This window comes from Nostoc cf. commune SO-36, from assembly GCF_023734775.1.
GTDB classification, from domain to species: domain Bacteria; phylum Cyanobacteriota; class Cyanobacteriia; order Cyanobacteriales; family Nostocaceae; genus Nostoc; species Nostoc commune_A.
Window position 1 is genome coordinate 6,518,501 of the sequence record NZ_AP025732.1, and the last position, 23,838, is coordinate 6,542,338.

The 23,838-nt window shown below is 41.0% G+C and carries 15 protein-coding genes and 2 pseudogenes; 9 read left to right on the top strand and 8 right to left on the bottom strand.

Going from position 1 to position 23,838, the window contains the following annotated elements:
• The first annotated feature begins 189 nt into the window (after positions 1 to 189).
• Complete coding sequence (locus ANSO36C_RS29360) at positions 190 to 648, top strand: M67 family metallopeptidase (RefSeq protein ID WP_251957627.1); 459 nt, start codon at positions 190 to 192, stop codon at positions 646 to 648.
• Positions 649 to 785: 137 nt separating this feature from the next.
• Entirely contained in the window at positions 786 to 1,958 is a 1,173-nt protein-coding gene (gene moeB, locus ANSO36C_RS29365) for a molybdopterin-synthase adenylyltransferase MoeB (RefSeq protein ID WP_251957628.1), read from the top strand.
• 194 nt (positions 1,959 to 2,152) lie between these two features.
• Here moeB and ftsH4 read toward each other — a convergent pair whose 3' ends face one another.
• Entirely contained in the window at positions 2,153 to 4,042 is a 1,890-nt protein-coding gene (ftsH4, locus tag ANSO36C_RS29370) for an ATP-dependent zinc metalloprotease FtsH4 (protein ID WP_251957629.1), read from the bottom strand.
• 757 nt (positions 4,043 to 4,799) lie between these two features.
• Positions 4,800 to 5,213 carry a TOBE domain-containing protein gene (locus ANSO36C_RS29375; protein WP_410174657.1) on the bottom strand — a complete coding sequence of 138 codons (414 nt, stop codon included), beginning with the start codon at positions 5,211 to 5,213 and terminating at the stop codon, positions 4,800 to 4,802.
• A 370-nt stretch (positions 5,214 to 5,583) separates the two neighbouring features.
• On the opposite strand from ANSO36C_RS29375, the gene ANSO36C_RS29380 reads away from it, so the two are divergent.
• Complete coding sequence (locus ANSO36C_RS29380) at positions 5,584 to 6,381, top strand: hypothetical protein (RefSeq protein WP_251957630.1); 798 nt, start codon at positions 5,584 to 5,586, stop codon at positions 6,379 to 6,381.
• Positions 6,382 to 6,465: 84 nt separating this feature from the next.
• Here the strand turns inward: ANSO36C_RS29380 and ANSO36C_RS29385 are convergent.
• Positions 6,466 to 7,019 (bottom strand): annotated as a pseudogene (locus tag ANSO36C_RS29385) (acireductone dioxygenase).
• Between the two features lie 203 nt (positions 7,020 to 7,222).
• On the opposite strand from ANSO36C_RS29385, the pseudogene ANSO36C_RS29390 reads away from it, so the two are divergent.
• Both ANSO36C_RS29390 and ANSO36C_RS29395 read left to right on the top strand, forming a co-directional pair.
• A pseudogene (locus tag ANSO36C_RS29390) lies at positions 7,223 to 8,667 on the top strand (deoxyribodipyrimidine photo-lyase, 8-HDF type).
• Positions 8,668 to 9,195: 528 nt separating this feature from the next.
• A complete protein-coding gene (locus ANSO36C_RS29395) occupies positions 9,196 to 11,415 on the top strand; it encodes a bluetail domain-containing putative surface protein (RefSeq protein WP_251957631.1) in 2,220 nt (739 codons plus the stop codon).
• 166 nt (positions 11,416 to 11,581) lie between these two features.
• Here ANSO36C_RS29395 and ANSO36C_RS29400 read toward each other — a convergent pair whose 3' ends face one another.
• The 3 genes from ANSO36C_RS29400 to ANSO36C_RS29410 form a co-directional block, all read right to left on the bottom strand.
• Entirely contained in the window at positions 11,582 to 12,580 is a 999-nt protein-coding gene (locus tag ANSO36C_RS29400) for a hypothetical protein (RefSeq protein WP_251957632.1), read from the bottom strand.
• Between the two features lie 451 nt (positions 12,581 to 13,031).
• Positions 13,032 to 14,252: an MFS transporter gene (locus ANSO36C_RS29405; protein ID WP_251957633.1), complete on the bottom strand. Its 1,221-nt coding sequence runs from the start codon at positions 14,250 to 14,252 to the stop codon at positions 13,032 to 13,034.
• A 473-nt stretch (positions 14,253 to 14,725) separates the two neighbouring features.
• Positions 14,726 to 15,520, bottom strand: a complete 795-nt coding sequence (locus ANSO36C_RS29410; RefSeq protein ID WP_251957634.1) for a hypothetical protein — start codon at positions 15,518 to 15,520, stop codon at positions 14,726 to 14,728.
• Between the two features lie 178 nt (positions 15,521 to 15,698).
• Here ANSO36C_RS29410 and ANSO36C_RS29415 point away from each other — a divergent pair, with 178 nt between their 5' ends.
• Positions 15,699 to 15,842: a hypothetical protein gene (locus ANSO36C_RS29415; RefSeq protein ID WP_251957635.1), complete on the top strand. Its 144-nt coding sequence runs from the start codon at positions 15,699 to 15,701 to the stop codon at positions 15,840 to 15,842.
• Positions 15,843 to 15,872: 30 nt separating this feature from the next.
• Here the strand turns inward: ANSO36C_RS29415 and ANSO36C_RS29420 are convergent, their stop codons facing one another.
• Entirely contained in the window at positions 15,873 to 18,542 is a 2,670-nt protein-coding gene (locus tag ANSO36C_RS29420) for a beta strand repeat-containing protein (protein ID WP_251957636.1), read from the bottom strand.
• A gap of 828 nt (positions 18,543 to 19,370) precedes the next feature.
• Here ANSO36C_RS29420 and ANSO36C_RS29425 point away from each other — a divergent pair.
• The 3 genes from ANSO36C_RS29425 (at position 19,371) to ANSO36C_RS29435 (ending at position 22,939) form a co-directional block, all read left to right on the top strand.
• Complete coding sequence (locus ANSO36C_RS29425) at positions 19,371 to 20,102, top strand: hypothetical protein (protein ID WP_251957637.1); 732 nt, start codon at positions 19,371 to 19,373, stop codon at positions 20,100 to 20,102.
• Between the two features lie 86 nt (positions 20,103 to 20,188).
• Entirely contained in the window at positions 20,189 to 22,006 is a 1,818-nt protein-coding gene (locus ANSO36C_RS29430; RefSeq protein WP_251957638.1) for an asparagine synthetase B family protein, read from the top strand.
• 276 nt (positions 22,007 to 22,282) lie between these two features.
• Positions 22,283 to 22,939 carry a pentapeptide repeat-containing protein gene (locus ANSO36C_RS29435; protein ID WP_251957639.1) on the top strand — a complete coding sequence of 219 codons (657 nt, stop codon included), beginning with the start codon at positions 22,283 to 22,285 and terminating at the stop codon, positions 22,937 to 22,939.
• Between the two features lie 77 nt (positions 22,940 to 23,016).
• Here ANSO36C_RS29435 and ANSO36C_RS29440 read toward each other — a convergent pair whose 3' ends face one another.
• Positions 23,017 to 23,796 (bottom strand): ABC transporter permease, encoded by a 780-nt coding sequence (locus tag ANSO36C_RS29440; protein WP_251957640.1) that lies wholly within the window; start codon positions 23,794 to 23,796, stop codon positions 23,017 to 23,019.
• Positions 23,797 to 23,838 lie beyond the last annotated feature (42 nt).

Below are 23,838 nucleotides of genomic sequence, written 5' to 3' on the forward strand. Positions count from 1 at the left end.
AATGTGTACATGAATACTTCACTTTGTAAAAACTTTACATTTTTCGAGTTGACAGTCAAATTTTAAAGATGCTTGAAAGACTGCTCCAAAAAATAGATATTTTCTTTTTTGATTGCTGCGATCGCCTGGGGCGGGCTACGCCTACGTGTGGCAATATCTTATATGTGTGCCAAAAATCTAAACGCAGACATGATCAAATTTAGCCAAGAACACTTGCAAACTATCCGCACCCATGCCGAAAGCACCTATCCAGATGAGTGCTGTGGTATAATTTTGGGCTATCTTGCTAATGAGGGCAAAACTGTGGTAGAAGTCATGCCAACAGAAAATGCTTGGAATACACAAGCGGCAGCTCAGTTTCCAGGGGAACGGACAACAGAAAGTAAAAGACGACAATATACGATCGCACCCGAAGTTATGCTAAAAACACAAAAGCAAGCACGCGATCGCTCATTGAATATTATTGGCATTTTTCACTCTCACCCAGATCATCCTGCTATCCCTTCAGAATGCGATCGCCTATACGCTTGGCAAGGATACTCATATATAATAGTTACTGTCCAAAACGGCAAAGCTGGAGAACTCCGAAGCTGGAGCCTTGATGATACTCATAAGTTTCAAGTAGAGGCAATTGAAAATATAATTTAACGATTTACTTTAAAGACACTCACTCGTAGCGGTTTTAGCCGCCACCACGGATGAAAATCCGTCTTCCCTACTCCCCATCTCTATATGAGATACAGTTTTTCGATAGGATTAATATTCCGTCCCAGATCATAACTGCTATGCTCAATCCCAATCTGGATGAAATCCAGTTGACCAAAGACGATTACGAACGCTTCTCCCGACACCTGATTTTGCCGGAAGTAGGATTAGAAGGACAGAAGCGCCTGAAAGCTGCCAGCGTCCAGTGTATCGGTACAGGTGGACTAGGTGCACCACTACTTTTATATCTGGCGGCGGCGGGTATTGGACGTATCGGGATTGTCGATTTCGATGTTGTCGATACTTCCAACTTACAACGCCAAGTCATTCACGGTACATCCTGGGTAGGTAAACCTAAGATTGAATCGGCAAAAAACCGCATTCACGAGATTAACCCCTATTGTCAGGTTGATTTATACGAAACCCGCCTAACTTCCGAAAACGCCTTGGAAATCCTTGAACCTTACGATATCGTCGTGGATGGTACTGATAACTTCCCCACTAGATATCTAGTTAACGACGCTTGCGTATTGCTGAATAAGCCTAACGTCTACGGTTCAATTTTACGCTTTGAAGGGCAAGCTACTGTATTTAACTACCAAGGTGGGCCAAATTATCGTGACCTTTTCCCAGAACCACCACCACCAGGGATGGTTCCCTCTTGTGCAGAAGGTGGTGTATTGGGAATTTTGCCAGGAATTATTGGTTTAATTCAAGCAACGGAAACTGTCAAAATTATCCTGGGACAAGGTAATACGTTAAGTGGACGATTGCTGTTATACAACGCCTTAGATATGAAATTCCGGGAGTTGAAGTTGCGTCCTAACCCAATTCGCCCTGTGATTGAAAAACTGATAGACTACGAACAATTCTGCGGAATTCCCCAAGCTAAGGCAGAGGAGGCTAAACAGCAGATGGAAATGCAAGAAATCACCGTTAAGGATTTAAAGGAGTTGCTCGATAGTGGTGCGAAGGATTTTGTACTGCTAGATGTCCGCAACCCCAATGAGTACGACATTGCTAAAATTCCGGGTTCAGTGTTAGTGCCCTTACCAGACATTGAAAATGGCAATGGCGTTGCTAAGGTGAAGGAAATATTAAATGGTCACCGTTTAATTGCTCATTGTAAGATGGGCGGGCGATCAGCAAAAGCCCTCACCATTCTCAAAGAAGCTGGGATTGTTGGGACAAATGTTAAAGGCGGAATTACCGCTTGGAGTCGAGAAATAGATCCTTCAGTTCCAGAGTATTAACAAGAAAGGTAGGAGGCAGGAGGCAGGAGGCAGGAGGAATGCTGTCGGCGCTCTGTTTCTTGCCGCAACCAAAGCGAGTTTGCGGTGTTAAGTACCCTACCAAAATCAAAGTTAAACGCAAAGGAACGCAAAATTATTTTCTGCGTTCCTCTGCGCTTTCCTTTGCGTTACTCTGCGTTTAAAATTCCAACTCTCTAAGATGCAACAGAATCAGCAGTTGTCTTAGCTACAGGTTTAACTTGACTTAACAAATCGTGCAGTTTTTCGCCTTCAATGACTTCTGTTTCTAAGAGTTGAGTAGCGATCGCTTCTAGCAAGTCTCGATTCTGTCTGAGAATCTCTAGGGCTTGTTCGTGAGCTGTTTCCACGATTTCCTTGACTTCGCTATCAATAGCTTTGGATGTGTCTTCACTCACCGCCCGTCGGGGATTAGCCCCGCCATTACCCAAAAACATCGATTGTTGTCCTTGTTGGTAAGCCAATGGCCCTAAGACTTTGCTCATACCATAAGATGTTACCATCCGTTCTGCCAAGTCAGTTGCTCGTTGCAAATCGTTGGAAGCACCTGTTGTAATACTGTTAAACACAACCTCTTCGGCAGAACGTCCACCCAACAAAGTTGCAATCTGACCCCGCAGTTCCTCTTCATTCATCAAAAAGCGGTCTTCAGTTGGTAATTGCAGAGTATAGCCCAAAGCAGCCATCCCACGGGGAATAATCGAAATCTTTTCTACACGACCGTTTCCTGTGGTTAACGCCCCGACCATTGCGTGACCAACTTCATGGTATGCAACAATCTTTTTCTCAGTCTCGTTCATCACGCGACTCTTCTTTTCTAAACCGGCAACTACCCGCTCAATTGCTTCGGCAAAGTCTTCTTGAGCAACACTTTCACGGAGATTGCGAGCTGCTAGTAATGCCGCTTCGTTCACCAAGTTTGCCAAATCTGCGCCAGCAAAACCGGGGGTACGAGTTGCGATCGCTCTTAAATCTACATCATTTCCTAATTTTACCTTTTGAGCGTGAATTTTGAGAATTGCTTCACGACCAGATAAATCAGGACGGTCTACCAATACTTGGCGGTCAAAGCGACCTGGACGCAGCAATGCGGAGTCAAGGCTTTCGGGGCGGTTAGTAGCTGCTAGTACAATTACTGTTGCATCACCAGCCGCAAATCCATCCATTTCCGTGAGTAATTGGTTGAGAGTCTGTTCTCGCTCATCGTTACCACCGTAGAAGCCATTACTGCTACGAGACTTACCGATCGCATCCAATTCATCAATGAATACAATACAAGGAGCCTGTTTCTTTGCTTGCTCAAACAAATCCCGCACTCTGGAAGAACCGACACCGACAAACAATTCTACAAACTCAGAACCAGAGATGCTGAAGAATGGAACTCCTGCTTCTCCTGCTACGGCTTTCGCTAAAAGTGTCTTACCAGTACCAGGAGGACCTACCAATAGCACACCTTTGGGAATCCTCGCGCCAATTTGCGTAAAGCGCCCTGGAGTCTTGAGGAAATCGACAATTTCCACTAACTCAGTTTTCGCTTCTTCTACCCCAGCCACATCTGCAAAGGTGATTTTAGCTGATTCACCTTCGACATAAACCTTAGCTTTGCTCTTACCAATAGAAAGCGCACCTTGGGGGCCACCGCCACCACCACCACGGGCGAGAAAGAACTGCCAAATGCCAATAAAAATCAGTGGTGGAATCACCCAACTTAAGAGGGTTGTAAACCAAGTATTTTTGGGTGGAGGTGTAGCCGCGAACTCAACTCCCTTTTCTTCTAGCAGTTTGGGCAACTCTAAATCAAAAATTGGTGTCGTTGCAAACACCTGGGGCGGCTCGGCATTTTCTGCTTTTAGTTGGTAGATAATTTGGTTTTGACCAACGGAAACGCGGCTGACTTCCCCTTCTTGTACTTGATGAATAAATAAGCTATAGGGAACACCAGCAGGGCCAGAAGCGAATAAACCAGGCAAAAATAAATTTAAGAGTAGGAATAAACCTGATACTCCCAATAATATATTTGCAATGATCCGAAACCGAGGTGACTTAGGCTGTTCTTTAATTGCCATAGATTTTACTAATCCTTAAAATGAAAACTAAATGGGCAGAGGAATGAGGGATGGGGAATGGGGTATTGGTTATTATCCCCTGCTTTCCCTACCCTTTTGCTCCCTCATCGCCCTCATCTTTCTTAACAATTTGAGAAACTTGATTAAAGACTGGTCAAAAATGCTGGTATACTCGCCCAATCTAAGCGATGTCTACGACAGGCTACGCCTACGCAAAGTTGTTCAGTTTGTCTTGTTCATCAACGATAATACCACATCTCATAATTTCTCCCGTCTAGCAATGCTTGCAGCATTTTTTTATTTATGTAACTAAACTTAACAATTAAATTAATCTTTGGGAACTAACGAGTAAATACGGTTTACCGTACTCAAATGATTAGCAGCACTTGAAATCAGAGAACTAATTATACTTTTATCAGTGGTGCAAGTGTATACTAAGAACGCAAAGCCTTACGCCCTTACATCTCCGAAAATGAATGTAGAGACGTAGCACTGCTACTTCTCTACAAGGATTATGGATGATGCATATTTAATTTCTGGAGATGTCTACTTTGCATCTGCGTAGGCATAGACCGTCCTACCACTTTGTGGAAGCAAGCTACGCGTAGCGTCTCGCAGAGAAAACATCGCATCAATTATATTTTCGATTTATTTTGTAGCCTTATAAAATCAAAAAATTGATGCTAATTAATTCCATTAATATCTAACACCCAAAATAAATTATTCCTATTCTCTAGCAATGACAATATCGTTAGACTTAATAACTGCATAAGCTTCTTTTCCCTCTGATAGTTCTAATTCCTTCTGCGGAAGCTCTGGTGATAATCGAAGTTAATTCTACTTTATGAATAATCTCCAGAGTGACCTCACTATTAACTGCTCCATAAATGACTCGTTTAACAACACCTTTAAGAATATTTCGAGAGCTAACTTTTAATGATTTCTTTTGAATATTACTTTCCATATCAGGTTTTGGAGCATAAGTCTCTTCCTGTTTTTCCTGCTGAGTTATTGGTAATATTGGCGCTGACGAGTGCTGATTCAGGCTACGCACGAGTTCCCGCAGAATCTCAGTCTTAGTGCGTTGAGACTGTTCGCAGAATTCCTCCAGAATCTTCCGCTCGTCCTCAGAGGTTTGAAATGTAACCCATCCTTGTTCTTTTCTTGGCATAATAAATAATATTATCAATTTTGGTTATCTGCTTATCTTGGTAAAATTTTACCAAGTCTCAATTCGATATGTCGTAGTAATAACGTTTTTTTGTCAGCGTTTTTGGCATCTTATCGCAAATTAATCAACTAATCTCATATAGTTAACTATATATATATTTATTTTTTTCTAGATATGAAATATTTCGTTACTTGGGATTGTCTAAATTATTACCAACTAAAATGGTATAATATTGATTTATGGTACTTGTTAGAATAGCGATGCTTACGCAGGGTTAATCTGGTAGAAAAATCTGCTAGCGTAGGCGTAGCCCGTCGCAGACATCGCATGAGTGCCGTAGGATTATTTAACGTGAGTTCACAGCCGGGGGATGAAACACCTAAAATCGCGTTCTCAAGACCTGCGGAGTTTATTTGAGAATAATATCACTATTGAATACGTGGCAGAACCCCTGAAAGCTATGCCAGCTGATGCGGAGGCAAAAGAAGTGCTGCATTGGATGCAGGCACAGAATTTTGATGTTATCGGCGTTGAGACGGGAGATATTATTAGCGGTTATGTAGAACGCTCTAGTTTGATTCAAGGCAAAGAAGGCAAGTGTGGCGACTATCAAAGGGTGTTTCATCCCAAAGAACTAATTGCTATTTCTACCCCACTGATGAAGTTGCTCCCTATTTTGCAACAAACTCCGCGATTGTTTGTTTTAGATTGCAATCAGGTAAGTGGTATTGTTACCTGTGGCGACTTGCAGAAAGCACCCGCGCGAATGCTACTGTTTGGCTTGGTAACGTTGCTAGAAATGAATTTGCTGCGGCTGGTGCGGATTTACTATCCTCAAAATTCTTGGCAAAAAGTCCTTAAACCTGAGCGGTTAGAAGTTGCTCAACGACTATGGCGAGAAAGTCAGGAAAGAAACGAAGCCACCGATTTGTTAGATTATCTGCAATTCTGTGATAAGCGAGAGTTGATTTTAAATCAACCAGAACTTCTCCAGCAATTAGGACTAAAATCAAAACGGTTTGGCGAACGTTTTCTCAAGTCTGCTGAACAGTTGCGAAACCGATTAGCTCACGCTCAAAATCTAGTTAGTGGTTCCTCTTGGACAGAGTTAATTTCTCTTGCAAAGGAGATGGAAACGCTGTTAATTCTCTGTGAGGAAGTTGATTAAATACATTCTGCGATGCCTGCGATGGTCACTGACTTGTACTGAGCGCAGCCGAAGTAGCTTAAGTGCTACGCAAAATATTGATCCTTAAAGCCGCTTGTTGAGCGAATCACTAACTTGAGTACCTGTATAATTTGGAACCCAACCTTCGGCTATTGCAAATAGCGTACACCTTTAAAATTCAACGATGCAGTTGGGCTGCACCAATGCTCAACGTCTGCGGGGATGTAGAGATAGTCTTGTGCCTGAACTAAAAGCTGTACTTGACTGCCATCAGGTTGCACGAAGCCATAAATCATTTCTCCTGCCAACACGTAGAGGGGTTCAGCCGCAGGATGAGTATGGTAACGTCCGTAGGTTGCTATCAGGTGGTGAAGATTGAAGGAACCTGGATGCACATTTAGCAAGTCACACCAGAGAGCGCCATTTTCTTGCTGAAGAAATTCAAAAACGCTGTTATGGAGTTCTACGCAATAACGTTTCTCAGACTCAGTTAAAACGTCCTGGTCTAGGAGGTTGGGGAAGAGAAGCGATGTTCCTGGGTCGTAATGTCTGAGTTGAATCCCAAGAGGCGCAAGCTCACGAACTATTTCGCCTAAATCGCTCTCAATCGTACCGTCATCAAGTAGTAGGTTAGCCATGACCAAAAGGACTAATTAACTGTTAAGAAGAGTATACTCAACTTTGAGCTAACAAGCCACTATTCCCGATTGACAAGCCGGGGTTTATTTTTTTAGTTACATCTTCCCCGATACCCACTCACAGAATAAATTTATCGCCAGAATGATGATCATTAGTACCACTAGCATTTAAGCTAGTACGGGTGAACTATATGTAGCATGGAATGTCTGACTTAATTCTGTTTTGGCATCGGCGCGATTTACGCATTTCTGACAATACGGGACTGGCTGCGGCAAAACGGCAGAGTCCGAAAGTGGTGGGCGTGTTTTGCCTCGATCCGAATATTTTGGAACGGGATGATGTTGCTCCTGTGAAAATAACTTATATGATTGGCTGTTTGCAAAAACTCCAAGAGCGATATGCTCAAGTTGGTAGCCAGTTGTTAATACTCCACGCCAATCCTGTACAAGCGATACCAGCTTTAGCAGAAGCAATAAATGCCAAAGCTGTTTTTTGGAATTGGGATGTAGAACCTTATTCGCAAGAACGCGATCGCACCATTATAAATGCCCTCAAAGAAAAAGGCATTAAATTTCTTACCAAAACTGGGATCAAATTCTCAACTCCCCAGATGAGATCCGCACTGGTGGCAATCAACCTTATACGGTTTATACCCCCTTCTGGAAAAATTGGATTACCAAACCGAAAGCTCAACCAGTAGAAACCCTGGAAAATGTTGAGGGGTTAACAGAAGCAGAACAGGAAATTGCCAAACTTGCAGGAGCGATAACGCTACCTTCAGCAAAAGATTTAGGATTTGTTTGGGATGGAGAATTGATCATTTCACCGGGAGAAGCGGCGGCGCAAGAACGGTTAGAAGAATTTACTAATAAAGCTATTACTGAATATCAAGAACAGCGAAATTTTCCCGCAGTGGACGGAACATCGCAGTTGAGTGCGGCTTTGAAATTTGGTGTAATTGGCATTCGCACCGTTTGGCAAGCCACGCTAGAAGCATTAGAAAACAGCCGCAGTGAAGAAACAGCAGTTAATATTCGCACATGGCAACAAGAATTAGCTTGGCGGGAGTTTTATCAACATGCAATGTATAATTTTCCCGAATTAGCTGATGGTGCTTTCCGCGACACTTTCAAAAACTTTCCTTGGGAAACTAACGAAGAACACTTCCAAGCTTGGTGTGAGGGGAGAACAGGCTACCCCATTGTGGATGCAGCAATGCGTCAGATGAATGAAAGCGGCTGGATGCATAACCGTTGTCGAATGATTGTTGCTAGTTTTCTTACCAAAGATTTGCTAATTAATCCCCAATTGGGAGAAAAATACTTCATGCAACACCTGATTGATGGTGATTTATCTGCCAATAATGGCGGTTGGCAATGGAGTGCTTCTAGCGGCATGGATCCTAAACCCGTGCGGATTTTTAACCCAGCTAGTCAAACACAAAAATTTGATCCAGAAGGGGAATATATTCGGCAATGGGTATCAGAATTGCGGTCTGTAGATACAGAATATTTAGTTACTGGGAAAATTCCATCTTTAGAACGTCATGCTGTTGGCTATCCTGAACCTATTGTGGATCATAAAATACAACAACAGCAATTTAAACTGCGTTATCAACAGCAAAAACTTCTTAGTAGTGGTGAGTAAAATTGTGAATTTTTTAATGTTTGTTTAGAATTGATATTATATCATAGGCGTTGCTGAATTCAGGTATAAAAATGATTTTGCGTGATTTCAAAACCCTTGTAGAGAAGTTGCATTGCAACGTCTCTACACCAAGATTCATACATCTAATCAGCAACGCCGTATCATAAGAATAATCTTGCTATAGGGCGATCGCATCTAAATAAGTAGTCAGACAGAATTAATTACACAATGTCATTGCGATCGCTCACAATGACTGTAAATATTTTAGGCTTTGATTCTTGCTCTCTAAGGCTAGTAGTGAAGGGGTTGGGGGTTAGGTTTGAGAGAAAGAAAGTTGCACACGGCGTTAATGTGATTAAAAAGATTGACTTAAAACTTATTATCATTTTCATAACTGATGCAGCAAAAAGACATCTAACAATCTACAATAAGTAAGTATAAAAAAATTTTGCAGAGCATAGCGATTTGAAGAAAATACTTAGCAGTACACAACTGGAATGAAACAGATAAGGAACACAAGACAAGTTTATGACCTCAACCACAACTTACACTTACGATATCGATGGCAAAGTGATATCTGAGAGGACAGACAACAACGGTGATAGGATAATAGACTCAGTTATTACCTACCGCTATGATCAGACATCCATAAATTATGACAACAACGGCGACGGCATACCTGATTATGTCTCGACCTATACTTATGATGCCAAGGGCAACAAGACATCTGAAACCCATTACAACTACAGCAACGGCAAAATTGATTATGTCTACAGCTATAGTTATGATGCCAAGGGCAACCTGACATCCGAGAGTCGTGACGTCAAAGACGACGACGCCGGCTTACCGAGTTATGTCTACAGCTATAGTTATGATGCCAAGGGCAACCTGACATTCGAGAGCCGTGACGACAACGGCGACGGCAAAGTTGATTATGTCTCCACCTATACTTATGATGCCAAGGGCAACAAGACATCAGTGAGCTCTGACAGCAACGGTGACGGCAAAGTTGATTCTGTCTATAGCTATACTTATGATGCCAAGGGCAACCTGACATCCGATAGCCCTGACAGCAACGGCGACGGCAAAGTTGATTATGTCTATAGCTATACTTATGATGCCAAGGGCAACCTGACATCAGTGAGCTATGACGAAAAGGCCGACGGTAAAGTTGATTCTGTCAAAACCTCTACTTATGATGCTAAGGGCAACCTGACATCCGATAGCCGTGACTACAACGGCGACGGCATACCGGATTATGTCTACAGCTATACTTATGATGCCAAGGGCAACAGGACATCTGAAACCCGTTACAACAACAGCGACGGCAGACTGGATTATGTCTCCACCTTTACTTATGATGTCAAGGGCAACCGGACATCCGATAGCCGTGACGAGAACGGAGACGGCATACTGGATTATGTCGAAACCTATACTTATGATGACAATGGCAACAGGACATCCATAAGTTATGACGACAAGGCCGACGGCAAAGTTGATAGAGTCGAAACCTCTACTTATGATGCCAAGGGCAACCAGACATCCCGGAGCCGTGACGACAACGGAGACGGCAAAGTTGATTATGTCGAAACCTATACTTATGATGCCAATGGCAAGTTTGCATCCTTGAGGGCAGACTCCCAAGGAGACGGCAAAGTTGATTATGTCGAAATCTCTACTTATGATGCCAAGGACAACCTGACACACTTTAGCCGTGACTACCAAGCAGACGGCATACTGGATTATGTCTACACCTCTACTTTTGATGCCAAGGGCAACAGGACATCCTTGAGGATAGACTACAACGGCGACGGCAAACTTGATGAAGTCCAAACCTCTACTTCTGAACGCGCATCCGCCAGCTATGACTTCAACAATGATGGTGTAATTGATGCAGTTGGCATCTACAGCTACGATTTTAACGGCAAGCTGACATCACAAAAAATTGACAATAATGATGATGGCATCTTTGATGAAGTCACCGCTTATAGTTACGACGCTAACGGCAAACAGACTGCACAGGTAGCTGACAAAAATAATGATGGCATCCCTGATGAGATTACCACTTTCAACTACGATCGCAATGGCAAACTAATTTCCGCAGATATTGACAACAACAGTGATGGCATTACTGATGCAGTTGCCACTTATCTGTATGATACCAATGGTCAATTAACTAGCAAAACCACCAAAGACGGAAATGTGCCAAACATTACCTTAAACGGAGGTAACGGTGCAGATGAACTCAGTGGTAAAGCTGGTAACGATCAAATTTCCGGCAACAACGGCAACGATAAACTTCTTGGATTAGCCGGAAATGACAAACTAGTTGGTGGTAATGGTAATGACATCCTCAATGGTGGCGCTGGGCGTGATATTCTCACAGGCGGTTCTGGCGCTGATAAATTTGTGTTTAACAGTCTGAGTGATTCGCTGCTATCTAGCTTTGATAAAATAACTGACTTGAATATTTCTCAAGATAAAATTGATGGACTGTATGCAGTTAGCGCTGCTAATTTAGTTCAACTTGGCACTGTTGCGAGTCTAAATCTTTTCGATGTACAACAGATATTGACTGCAACTGCTTTTGTCGCTAAAGGTGCGGCAACTTTTACCCTTGGTACAGGTAATAAGGGGCAGACTTTTCTGGCACTCAACGATAATACTAATGGATTCTCTGCCCTTACGGATGCTGTGATTGAGATTAGTGGCTATAAAGGCAGCTTGAATAATTTAGCAGTTGTCTAACTTCATGCTGACCAAAACTAGAGCGTTGGTTCGTACCTTTGTCCAAATTTGAATTTATATTAACGGACATCATAAGCTGTTGTGCATTTAAATTGCATAATTAGGGCGGGCACTGTAGGAATCATAACTAATTATCCGAACTTGATATTAGATCTTTTTCAGCTTATTACGTCTTGATAGGTAAACGAGAAATTGTCCATAAAATGAGCAGGAAGATTAAGTAAATTACGCCAACTAGCCCAAACTCAATCAGAGGAATATAGGTTACTTCGTAAATTCTCCCCAAGCCGCGTTCTGTCAGTCCATAAACGGCCAGTACACTCACCAAAAAGGCTCCGTAGATAGTACGTTTAGTCAAAATACCCACAGGTAAACCGTGGAGTTGAGTAAGCACTAGAATGCCAAGAAAACCAAAGAGAAATGTTGGCCACTTGCTTTGTCCTAACATCAAAGATACAACTACACTATGTAAAACCACTGTAATTTCCAAAGTGAATGTCCACCAATGGTTTACATGGCTGCGGTTAAATATTAACGACGATTGGAGCAGAAGCAAGAACATATAGAGAAAACCAATTAAGTGCCCCGGAGTCGCTTCCATTGGATGATACCAAAAGGTGTAGATAGCAGCGAAGGAGAAAAAGTAGCCGTGGTACAGCTTGATAATTTGCAAAAACTGTTGATGGAATGGAACAGAATTGCCAAAAAACAAGCCGCGTCGAGGTGTTTCTAAAATCAGTACGAATACCAGTAAAAGGACAACCGCACCTTGAGAAGCCCAAATTGAAGTATCTTGAGCTAGAGCATCGTACCAAATATAGGTCTGGAGAAAGTGTAAAGCGATGAATGTAGCATTAATGGCAAGCATGAGGTAATTAATTGGGTGCAACGCTGATTTATATTTCAACTGCGATGCCTGCGGCGGGCGTAGCCATCGCTGCGCCCACAAAATACACCCCCAGATACTAAACTGATGCCCAAGGTACATACCCCAAGCCGTCGCTCGACTCCAAAAGGTCGGGTTGGGAAGCTTCCAGTAGTACCAATTTAATCCTTGATCAGGAAGTTTAATTATGCTTGCAGGAATGCTGCCACCAATCCAAATTGCGTAGGTGAGGAGGATGCTTATAAATATGCCTAAAAATAATACTCGGCGACCTGTCATAATTCGTAATTCCTAATTAAAAGACAATACTATTCAGAAGTTGTTTAAAAAGTGTTTCGCTGTGACTTTAGGCACTTTTAGATACCCCCTAGTTTTTTAAGGGGGCAGGGTGGTTTCATACGAAAAAAGAAAAATACATAAGTATTGATTTCTCGTTTTGTGGCATGGCTTTTTCCCTCACTTCCATTCCTCTCCCCCACGGGGGGAGAGGCTTTGAAACCCAGTTTTAGTTTTTTTCTCTGGTTGTATGAAACCACCCTGCCCTAGCTTTTTAAGGGGGGAACCAGAATCAAAGTCCCCCTTTTTTAAGGGGAGCCACTGCGTTGGGCGGCTCTGCCGACTTGTTCGCGCAGCGTCTCCGACAGGAGAAGCACGTGGCGTGGATTTAGGGGGATCTAAAATTTTTGATACCGTCAAGAGGACTTTTCAAACATTCTCTAAGTCCTAGATTTCAGGCAACACGTTCTGTCTTTGCTTCAGATGCAGTTTTAGTCACTCGCAAACTAAGAGTCAAAGCTATCAGCATTACTAAAAATCCACTCAGAAAAGGAGCAGAACTGCCAAATTTCATAAAACTAGCCCCTGCCCACGTTGGCCCACCGATGCGTGCCAACGCAGAGCAAGAACTGGCAATTCCTAATATTTGCCCTTGCTCTTCTGGGGCTGTCATCTGGGAAATCAGGCTGTTCAATATGGGTTGGCTGACACTAATTCCAAACGCCACAAGTGTAGTTGCGACCAACAATAAAATTAAGCTTTGTGAGAATCCAATTAGTAGTAATCCCAAACCTAACCCTAATATCCCCAAAGTCAGTAACTTGATTTCACCCAATTCTTTCTTGAGGAATCCGATCAGTCCTCCTTGAATGATTGTGCTGACAATCCCCATGAAGGCAAAAAGATAACTAGTTTGTTGAGGGCCCCAGTTTAATTGCTGCTTAGACCATAAAGCCAATGTAGAGTCCATAGCCGCAACAGCAAAGGTTACTAAAAAGTAGATGCCAACAAGCACACAAAACTGTGGACGCTGTGATAGTTGTAGCAAGTTCAGCCGTCGCTGACGGTGGCGATGAACTTGTATTTTGGCTTTAGTCTCAGAATTTAGAGATTCTGGAAGTAGCACCAAAGCACAAAGCAATGCCAATAAAGATAATCCGGCGGCGAACAACGACGGTAGATGAAAGTTAGCGTTGTCTGGATCTGACCCGATCAGAAGACCGCCAATTGCTGGGCCAAGAATGAAACCAAGACCAAAGGCTGCTCCTATCATGCCCATACCACGGGCTCGATTAATTGGCGTGGTAATATCTGCTATGTACGCCTGAGCAGTAGAAATATTCCCTGCCATAATACCCGCAAGACTACGAGCAATAAATAAAATCCATAATGAGTTGGCAAAGCCTAAGCCTGCGTATGCAATTACAGAACCGAATAAAGTGAGTAACAAAATTGGACGGCGACCGTAGCGATCGCTAAAGCTGCCCCATAATGGTGCAAATAAGAACTGCATTAAAGAATAAACAGCTACAAGTAGAGTCGCTTCATTAGGTTTTGCACCGAATTGTTCAGCATATAAAGGCAATATCGGCAAGATAATTCCGAAGCCGAGCAAGTCTATAAATACAGTCAAAAATAAGACGAATATAGCCCTGCTATTATTTTTACTCTCCATAAATACAATTTCCATTAATAAAAAATATGTGTACCTTCGATTGATTTTTATGGGCTTCGGGAAATGGTTAATCATCAAAACCCATTGAATGCAACCACTAATTAGTACGAGCAAAGCGTTTGAATTTCAATGTGGTTGAGCATAATAGCATGGAACAAACCCATGATAAAAATTAAGCCAGTAATACTACTAATTAAAGAAACCATCATTTCGTGCTTTCGTATAGCTTTTTGTATTTTAGTGTCTATGATTACTTCAAATTCTTTGTATAACATTGACTTCAATTTGACTAAGGACTAGGATTATGTGGAATTTACGTACTTGCATAAGTTTGAGTATGTCCGAAAACCCCAGGGCAAACGCACATAATTTTTTAAACCTTTGCTATTAAAGATTTCTTCTACTTTATATACATTTGCCCTGCCGAAACCTCTAACTTATTAAATGAAAAATCTTTCGGCGCAGGGAAAGTGTCAAGTGCGTTGGCGTAATTTTAAAACAGCACCGGAAATACCAAAAGCTAATATCGCCAAGGTATAACTTGGTTCTGGAACTGCAAAAATGCTTACCTGATTAATGGCCAAGCCGAATTGCTCATTAGAACTACTAAAAACGAGTCGCGAGATGTTGGCAGTGTCACTACGAATCCCCAAAAATGCTGCTGAATTATCTAATGCTAAAGACGAAATATTTGGAATTGAGAAACTACCTAATAAGTTATCGGCATTATCAAAAGCGCTGATAAAAGTTTCAATTTTTAACTGACTAGTGTCTACAGCTATCTGAGTACCAGCGCCAAAAACAGGTTGGGCAAAATTAATGGTCAAAGGACTGCCGTTCCCCTTAGTACCAGGATCAGGAGTACCAGGGGGGAGAGGGATAAAACCTGTTGGGTCTATACCTCCAAAGAGAATAAAATCTCCAAGTGCAAAGTTAGTCCGAATGCCAGGAGAAGGTAATGTTTGAAAGACAAAGGGCGGAGTAACGCGAGGGTTATTACTTGGAGCTATATTTACATCTAAACTTAAACCATCTTGGGATGTGATGGAAAAAGAGTTAGGTAAAAAAACAGAAAAGTCAGGAGCCAGTGGATTAAATACTTTACCTAAACTTCCCCAATTAACTTCATCATTCCCTCCCAAAGCAGCGCGTTCAGTTACTAAAAACGTAGCCGCTTTTACTGGTAATGGAAGAACCGTGATTATAGCTGTAATTGCTGGTAGATATTTTACAGATGACTTAAACAATTTATTGATTTCAAATGCCACAAGAATTCCTCCTTAAATTATTGAAATAATATTCAGTATTTATCATTCAGTATTGTTTAATGCAATACTTCTACATATAGCTATTAATATGTATTGGAATACTTAGAATATTTTTATTTAGTATTTATGTTGTAAAAACTTGTCTATTACTAGCTAGCGATAATCGATTTAATTCAAAATGCTACTGGTTTTAAACCGCTTTTACAACACAAAATTAGCCGGAATTGCTGACACAATTGCTTGTGTTTGTACCAAACCAGATTTGTTATTTTTAAACTACGAGCTACTGCTTCCACAACAAACTGTATGTAAAAAGCTTTAATTTGTAATGGAGTTGTAACTCGTAGTTATTTTAGACTAACTGAATACTTACATTAGATGATAAGTTTTCAAGGAAGGCGAATTGATTTCCTAAGAAAGACAAGTTACCACTAGAAGTGTCGTAGAAAAAGTCGCCACTGTTAGTAGTACCAAACCCTACTTTAGAAACTTGGATTATGTCACTTTGACCAAAGTTGTAATCTTTGATGGTGTCAATACCTTCGCTAAAACTGTTGAAAATAAACTTATCTGCACCTAGTCCACCGATAAGAGTATCCTTACCTAGTCCACCGATGATGGAGTCATTACCGAAACCACCAGAGATAGTGTCATCACCATCTCTACCTTCTAATCGGTTATCTTGACTATCGCCAGTAATATTGTCACTTGCATTTGTACCAATGAGATTATCGAAGTTAAGTACATTAAATGTTATTGTCTCCAGAACAGGAACGTTAAAGGCAGAAATAGTTTGTTCCTGTAAGTTAGCGATGACAGACACACCAGCAACAGATTGGGATGAATCTATAGTGTTATTAGCAACACTAGCATCAGCAATAACTGTTTCTACTTTAAAGACTGTATCTGTGCCGAAGCCGCCAGATTTGGTGATTTTACCTACGCCTGACAGTGTAATGCTTTTGCCTAGCTTACCGTAGTCTGCGATATCAAAACCATCTCCACCATCAATGCTGTCGTTGCCTCGACTGCCCTTGAAGGTGTCATCGCCTGCACCACCAAACAAATTGTCATTGCCTTGTCCACCGTCTATCAGGTCATTGCCACCTCTACCATCGATTAGGTCATCACCAGCAAGACCAGTTAATTGATTATCTCGTCCGTCACCGTTAATACTGTCATTGTTAATTGTGCCGATAACATTGGCAAAGTTGACTACATTAAATGTCAACATTCCCAAATCAGGAACATTCAGGGCAGAGATAGTTTGGGCTTCTAAATCAGCAACGGCAACGACCCCAAGCAAAGATTGAGAAGCATCTATAGTATTGTTGGCGACACTGCTATCAGCAATTACCTTTTCTACTTTAAATACTGTGTCTGTTCCGAAACCACCAGCTTTAGTAATTGATCCTACACCTGATAGAGTTATTTTTCGACCTAAGCTGCTGTAGTCTGCGACATCAAAGCCATCTCCACCATCAATGCTGTCGTTACCTCGACTTCCCCTAAATGTGTCATCGCCACCATTACCTATTAATTTATTACTTTGATTATCACCAATAATAGTGTCATCTTCATTGGTGCCGATGACATTATCAAAGTTGACTACAGTAAATGGCAATGTTCCCAAAACAGGAACGTTATTGGCTGTCAAAGTTTGGCTTTGTAGGTTAATGGTGATCGATACACCAGCTAAAGATTCGGAAGCATCTATAGTGTTGTTAGCAACACTAGCATCGGCAATAACTTTTTCTACTTTTAAGAGTTGGTCTTGCCCCAATCCACCAGCTTTTGTAACTGTCCCTACTTCAGAGAGAACGATCGTTTTGCCTAGTTTGCTATAGTCTGCGGTATCTGTGCCAACTCCACCATCAATGTTGTCGTTACCTTGACCACCCTTAAAGGTGTCATTACCTGCACCACCGAACAATGCGTCACTACCAGCGCCACCATCAATCAGGTCATTGCCATCTCGACCATCAATTAGGTCATCCCCATCCAGACCAGTTAATTGATTATTTTGGCCGTCACCTTTAACGGTGTCATCTTCATTGGTGCCGATGACATTATCAAAGTTGACTACGTTAAATGTTAATGTTCCCAAAACAGGAACATTGATGGCAGAGATGGTTTGGGCTTGCAAGTCAGCGATCGCTGCTACTCCAGACAAAGATTGAGACGCATCTATCGTATTGTTAGAAACTTTTGCATCAGCAATTACCGTTTCTACTTTCAATAGTTGGTCTTGCCCCAATCCATCGGCTTTGATAACTGTTCCTACGCCTAAGAGGGTAATGGTTTTACCTAGTTTGCTATAGTCTGCTGTATCCGTGCCATCTCCACCATCAATGCTGTCGTTGCCCTGGCCACCCTTAAAGGTGTCATCACCTGCACCACCGAACAATGCGTCACTACCAGCACCACCATCAATCAGGTCATTGCCACCTCGACCATCAATTAGGTCATCCCCATCCAGACCAGATAATTGATTATTTTGTCCATCGCCCTTAATGCTGTCGTTGTTAATTGTGCCGATGACGTTATCGAAGTTGATTACATTAAATGTCAATGTCCCCAAATCAGGAACATTGAGGGCAGAAATAGTTTCGGCTTCTAGATCAGCAACTGTAAGCACTCCAGACAAAGATTGGGATGTATCTATAGTGTTGTTGGTAACAGTAGCATCAGCAATAACTGTTTCTACTTTAAAGACTGTATCTGTGCCTAATTTACCTTTATCAATTATCCCTACACCTGATAGGGTAATGGTTTGACTTAGTTTGCTGTAGTCTGCTGTATCCGTGCCAACTCCACCATCAATGCTGTCGTTGCCCTGACTACCTTTGAAGGTATCATTGCCGCCATCGCCAGCTAACGTATCGTTGCCATCCCCACCATCAATGACATCATTTCCAAGACCGGCGGAGATATTGTCATTGCCGCCACGACCAGAAATCTGATCGTCATCACTAGTACCCAACAAAAAGTCATTGTTAGGAGTACCAACAATAATGGACATAATATATACCTTTATAGTTTTGTGGATCAAATCTCTTTGATACTTGTAATACTCACATATTACATTGATATTAATTATAAATTTATCATGAAATATACTTAAACATGATTAACTCTATTTTATATATCTGGCGAAAGAAAAATAGTATTATTCCTTCTTGATATGAAACTGTTTAAGTTTCTTTAAGATTATCGAAAATCTAGGATCTTTATGAGATCAACATTGAAAAGCATTGAATAAGAAGGCAAAATTCAAAATCCAGCAATTTTTGAGTCGGGGATTCACACCCGCGACTCATCGGATTTTAGGAAGTGTTGGTAGTAGTAGCGACTTAAAAAATCACCCTGTACAAACATTGCCGAAAGAATTCAGCAAAAATTAGAGTTACATAAATAATACAAGACCTAAGATAGAAAAAACACTTAAATTAGTAAGTGTTTAAAATCAAGTTAATATCTGGCACAAATCTAGAATACTTACAATTTTATTGAGTGTAGCCCAAGAGTGAAGCACCCCACATCCAATTAAAGCGCTACCAAAGACTAGCCATGCAGCGTTAATGCGAAAGTGAATAGCTAAAATGGCATAGACAATAGCGATCGCCAATCCGAGAAAATCTACAAACGGGGCTTGTGGTAATGTTTCTCTAGCTTGTAGTATCTATTTAAATGAGATAATTTCTTAATAATTGTTATATATATAGGAATCTGGTTTGATTACTGAAATTATTTGCGTAGGCTAAGAGTAGGAAAAAATACTTTTTGAGTGTACGGAGTTTTTTCAAAAATCAAATATGAGTCCTATAAAACAAATTAGCTCAATCTGCGTATGAAGCAAGTATCAAGTTATAATATAGGTTTAGCAATTAATCTCTGTGCTAAAACAATTGCTCGACGTTTAATTTTTACTGTTATGTGCCTTACTTTAGCAGGCGCTCTAAGTGCCTATTTCTGGCTCTCAGAGTTTCCCTTTCCAGCTACAAAATGGTTTTACGAACTATTTAGTTTAGATGGAGAGTTAAATATTCCTGCCTGGTATTCTGCATTCTCTTTATTGTTTTGTTCGGGATTACTTAAAGTAATTAGTCTTATTAAGACGGAAGACCGCCATTTTTCTTACTGGAAGACCCTATACCTTATATTTGTATATTTGAGTTTGGATGAAGCATTTAGTTTTCACGAAATTTTGATCATTCCGTCAGTGCGAGAATCGCTTCATCTTTATCCTCTATTTTTCCAAACCTGGGTTATCCCTGGTACTATTTTAGTAGGAATTTTTGCATTTAAATATCTAAAATTTTGGCTCCATCTCCCTTATAAAACTCGGTATTTATTTCTGATTGCCGCAGTTGTTTACGTAAGTGGAACCTTAGTTATGGAAATGGTGGGTGGACTTTTGAGAGAAGATTTTGGGCGACGCAACGCAATAACCTTAACTGGCATAGTTGTTGAAGAATTTTTGGAAATGACCGGAATTATCATTTTTATTTATGCGCTGCTAGCTTACCTTAGCAGCTTGAGAGAAAGCCTTCAACTGGAAATACATATATCTGAAAAGTAGTATAAGCAATGTTTCCTACAAAAAATCTATATGTATCAGCGTTTAGCAATGCCTTAAAATCAATAATTATGCGTTGAAAATTTCCCATGCTATTTGATGCGTTTAAAAATCGTAAATCTCGTAAAATCGAATTCATCAAGACTGAGGCAACCTGGCGTGTAGCTTGGGGAATTGATGCAAATTATGAAAATATAGCTTGGCGAGATGAAAAATTTTCTGTAATTTTACCAGGTGGAAATTCTGAACTTCTGACGGAAAAATTAGCAATCAGTTCTGGAGGAAGATTTGTTGTTGTTGGTGATATTTGGTTAACTAACCAAGTGCAGTTGCTGCAAAAGTTAGGAATTGAACCGGATAGCTTTCAAGGAAGTTCTCTAGAACTGGTTGCTAATCTTTGGGAACGATGGGGCTTTGAATGTCTCAAGCATCTTGTGGGGATGTTTGGGCTAGTAGTTTGGGATAGAGAAAAACAGGTGTTGAAGTTAGTTCGCGATCGCATCGGTGTTCGTACTCTCTATTACACTACCACTGGTTCGGTTTGTTGGATTGCGCCTCAACTGAGAACTTTATCACCCCATCGTTCAGCCGATTTAGATTTGGTGGCGCTGCGAGATTATCTTTGTTGTGCCTTTGTTCCCGGAGAAAGAACGCTTTGGGAACAAGTGCGGGAACTGCGACCTGGAACCGTTTTAGAATTTCCTGACCAAAAAGTTACAGCTTATTGGCAGCTTCAAGAAAAGATTATAGCAATAGATCAACCCTTAGAATGGCATGGCGATCGCTTGCGAGAACTCCTAGACCAAGTTGTTCAAGAATATTTACCACCAGCAAATGAACCCGTTGGGGTTTTTCTTTCTGGTGGTTTGGACTCTAGCTGTATCACTGCTTTAGTCGCAAAATTCCACAAAGCACCAGTTCATACCTTCTCGATTCATTTTGGTTCTGAATCTCCCAATGAATTAGAATTTTCTAGTCTCGTTGCATCCCATTGCCAGACGCAGCACCACATTTTAGAAATTACTTTTAAAGATATGTGGGAACGCCTGCCGGAAACAATGGCTTATTTAGATGACCCCATTGGCGACCCATTGACTGTTCCCAACCTTTTGCTGGGACGACTGGCGAGAGAAAGCGTAGAAGTAATTTTAAATGGTGAAGGTGGCGACCCTTGTTTTGGTGGGCCAAAAAATCAGCCAATGCTAATTAATAGTTTATATGGATCTGTCACCAATCAAGATGCATTGCAAGCTTATTTAATTTCCTTCCAAAAGTGTGCTGCTGACTTACCGCAACTTTTAAAACCAGAAGTTTGGGCAGCAGTACAAACAGCACCTTGGGTTTTTGAAGAAGATTTATATTCCCAAGCTAACTATCTGAATCGTTTGATGGCGATGAACATCAAATTTAAAGGTGCTGACCAAATTTTGACCAAAGTTAGTAATTTAACTCAAGCAGCCCTTTTACAAGGTCGTTCTCCTTTGTTTGACCAACGAGTAGTAGACTTAAGTATGCAGATACCTCCAGAGTATAAGCTTTCTGGAGTTGAAGAAAAAGCCGTTTTAAAGCAAGCGATTACCTCCGGTAAGTCTTCTTTACAAGACGCTGCGGGTAGCTTGCTTCCCCGTATGGGTACGACGACCGCAAATATTTTACCAGACGCAATTATTCATCGTCCCAAAAGTGGCATGATGGTACCAGTGCAGTTAGGATTTCGCAAATATTGGCAACAAGAAGCCAAAGATTTATTGCTTAATCGGAATGCATATATCACTCCTTACTTGAACCAATTGCCAATTCGTAATTGGTTAAATTATGAAGGAGATACTTGGAGTCGTTATGGAGTAAAGCTGTGGTTGCTTGCTAGTTTAGAAATTTGGTTACAAGTAAATCAAAAAGCGCAGTAGTAAAAGCAACAAAAGGATACGCTATTAATATTACTTATAGTAATTTTGAATTTGTAGTAAGCAACATAACTCTTGTTATATGAATATATCCTGACTTATGTCAGCATTTTTTGTTTTAAAAACCATTAAAAAAACGCATTTTCAAGTGATTGGGGATTTTCTGCTAATTTATTTTTGATTATTTACTGAGCTAGTCTCCGTTTGCGGTGTAATCTCAATAATACGGTAACTATCACACTCGATCTTTGAGATAAATTACACCCAGAGGTGAATACCATGAAAAATTATGCTGATCAACAGGAATTTATTTTAAGTCAAATCACAAATAAATATTTTCAGCGCCGAGATTTCAGTGGATGTGACTTGAATGGAATCGACCTGAAAGGAATTGATTTAAGCGGTATTAACTTCATCGGAGCAGATTTGCGTGGTGCAAATTTGTCTGGCTGTGTTCTGAATCGTGCTAATTTAAGTGGGGCAAATTTGATGCAAGCTAGCTTACGTGAAGCTAATTTGTATGAAGCCTCTTTATGTGAAGCCAATTTAGCTAATGCTGATTTAACACGAGCAAATTTGTGTGGAACTTTCTTATGGCGGGTGAACTTTACAAGCAGTAATCTTTGGGGTGCTTCTTTGTGTGATGCGGATTTGAGAGAAGCAGACTTAAGTGAAGCTAAATTAATTGAAGCATCGTTGATTGAAGCTAACTTAAGTTTTGCAAATCTCTCAGGAGCAAATCTCTCAGGAGCAAAATTACTAGAAGCTAATTTGACTGAGGCCAACTTAACTAGTGCAGACTTGACATGGGCAAATTTAACCAAGGCAAATTTGAGTAAGGCAAACCTTTGGAAGACAAATTTTATTTATGCAAAGTTGCGGGATACTATTATGCCTGATGGCACAATTGAGCAACCTCAGATAATGCTTTATTAGCCATTTGTCGGGAGTTAGGAGAGACGCGATTAATCGCGTCTGTACAAGAAGTTTCTGTTTGCTCCAATACCTAATGCCTAAAATTCGCGTTGTGAGAAGATAAAAATTGCGATCGCTAACAACATGGCACTATAAAGTAAGCCATAACCAGCATTTGTAATCAGTGCAGTTGTGTCAGGTAGTGCTTGCAAACCATAAACAGCATCATTTTTCAAATCTAATCGAGATAAATCTGGCAAGATGAGAAACAAACCTTGAGTTAGACGTTCCATACCAGGGTTGCGGCTAAGACGCCCAAGTTGTACTAAATCTTGTGTAATATTTCCGATTAAATATACCGCAAAAGTTAAAACAGTCGCTAGCAAAGAAGCAGTAAAAACACCGAAGGTAATAGCCATAGCGGTGATTAGTGACAACTGCAATAATAAGAAAATTGCAGCAATTAAAATACTCGCCGTTGGATGAGGAATGTTACCAAATTGCAGAAATATCAGAAAAATGGCTGTCATCGTGGCGACAAGTACAGCTAATACTGCCGATAAACCTAAGTATTTGCCAACGATAATTTCGCTGCGGCTGACAGGTTTAGCAATTAACACCAAGATGGTGCGTTTTTCAATTTCTTTATTAATCAGCCCCGTACCAACAAATATCGTAATGATTAACCCGATGGCATTCATTGCAGCCATCCCAAAGTCTAAAAACATTTTGTCTTCAGTCGTAGCTGCAAATTCAGGAAGGATGCGGAAGGCTGCGGCAAGTATTAACGCATAAAAACCAATAATATATAATACGCGATCGCGTACCACTTCCTGAAACACATTTTTTGCTAATACAAAAATTCTGTTAATAGTCATTTTTTTTGGGCGTTAAGCATTGGACATTAGGAATTGGGCATG

Bases quoted from the DNA above. Each gene is read 5' to 3' on its own strand.
- ANSO36C_RS29400 (WP_251957632.1), bottom strand. From the start codon at position 12,580: ATGACAGGTCGCCGAGTATTATTTTTAGGCATATTTATAAGCATCCTC.
- ANSO36C_RS29395 (WP_251957631.1), top strand. From the start codon at position 9,196: ATGACCTCAACCACAACTTACACTTACGATATCGATGGCAAAGTGATA.
- ANSO36C_RS29435 (WP_251957639.1), top strand. From the start codon at position 22,283: ATGAAAAATTATGCTGATCAACAGGAATTTATTTTAAGTCAAATCACA.
- ANSO36C_RS29425 (WP_251957637.1), top strand. From the start codon at position 19,371: ATGAAGCAAGTATCAAGTTATAATATAGGTTTAGCAATTAATCTCTGT.
- ftsH4 (WP_251957629.1), bottom strand. From the start codon at position 4,042: ATGGCAATTAAAGAACAGCCTAAGTCACCTCGGTTTCGGATCATTGCA.
- ANSO36C_RS29415 (WP_251957635.1), top strand. From the start codon at position 15,699: ATGCTACTGGTTTTAAACCGCTTTTACAACACAAAATTAGCCGGAATT.
- ANSO36C_RS29375 (WP_410174657.1), bottom strand. From the start codon at position 5,213: ATGCCAAGAAAAGAACAAGGATGGGTTACATTTCAAACCTCTGAGGAC.
- ANSO36C_RS29430 (WP_251957638.1), top strand. From the start codon at position 20,189: ATGCTATTTGATGCGTTTAAAAATCGTAAATCTCGTAAAATCGAATTC.
- moeB (WP_251957628.1), top strand. From the start codon at position 786: ATGCTCAATCCCAATCTGGATGAAATCCAGTTGACCAAAGACGATTAC.
- ANSO36C_RS29405 (WP_251957633.1), bottom strand. From the start codon at position 14,252: ATGGAGAGTAAAAATAATAGCAGGGCTATATTCGTCTTATTTTTGACT.
- ANSO36C_RS29380 (WP_251957630.1), top strand. From the start codon at position 5,584: ATGAAACACCTAAAATCGCGTTCTCAAGACCTGCGGAGTTTATTTGAG.
- ANSO36C_RS29420 (WP_251957636.1), bottom strand. From the start codon at position 18,542: ATGTCCATTATTGTTGGTACTCCTAACAATGACTTTTTGTTGGGTACT.
- ANSO36C_RS29360 (WP_251957627.1), top strand. From the start codon at position 190: ATGATCAAATTTAGCCAAGAACACTTGCAAACTATCCGCACCCATGCC.
- ANSO36C_RS29440 (WP_251957640.1), bottom strand. From the start codon at position 23,796: ATGACTATTAACAGAATTTTTGTATTAGCAAAAAATGTGTTTCAGGAA.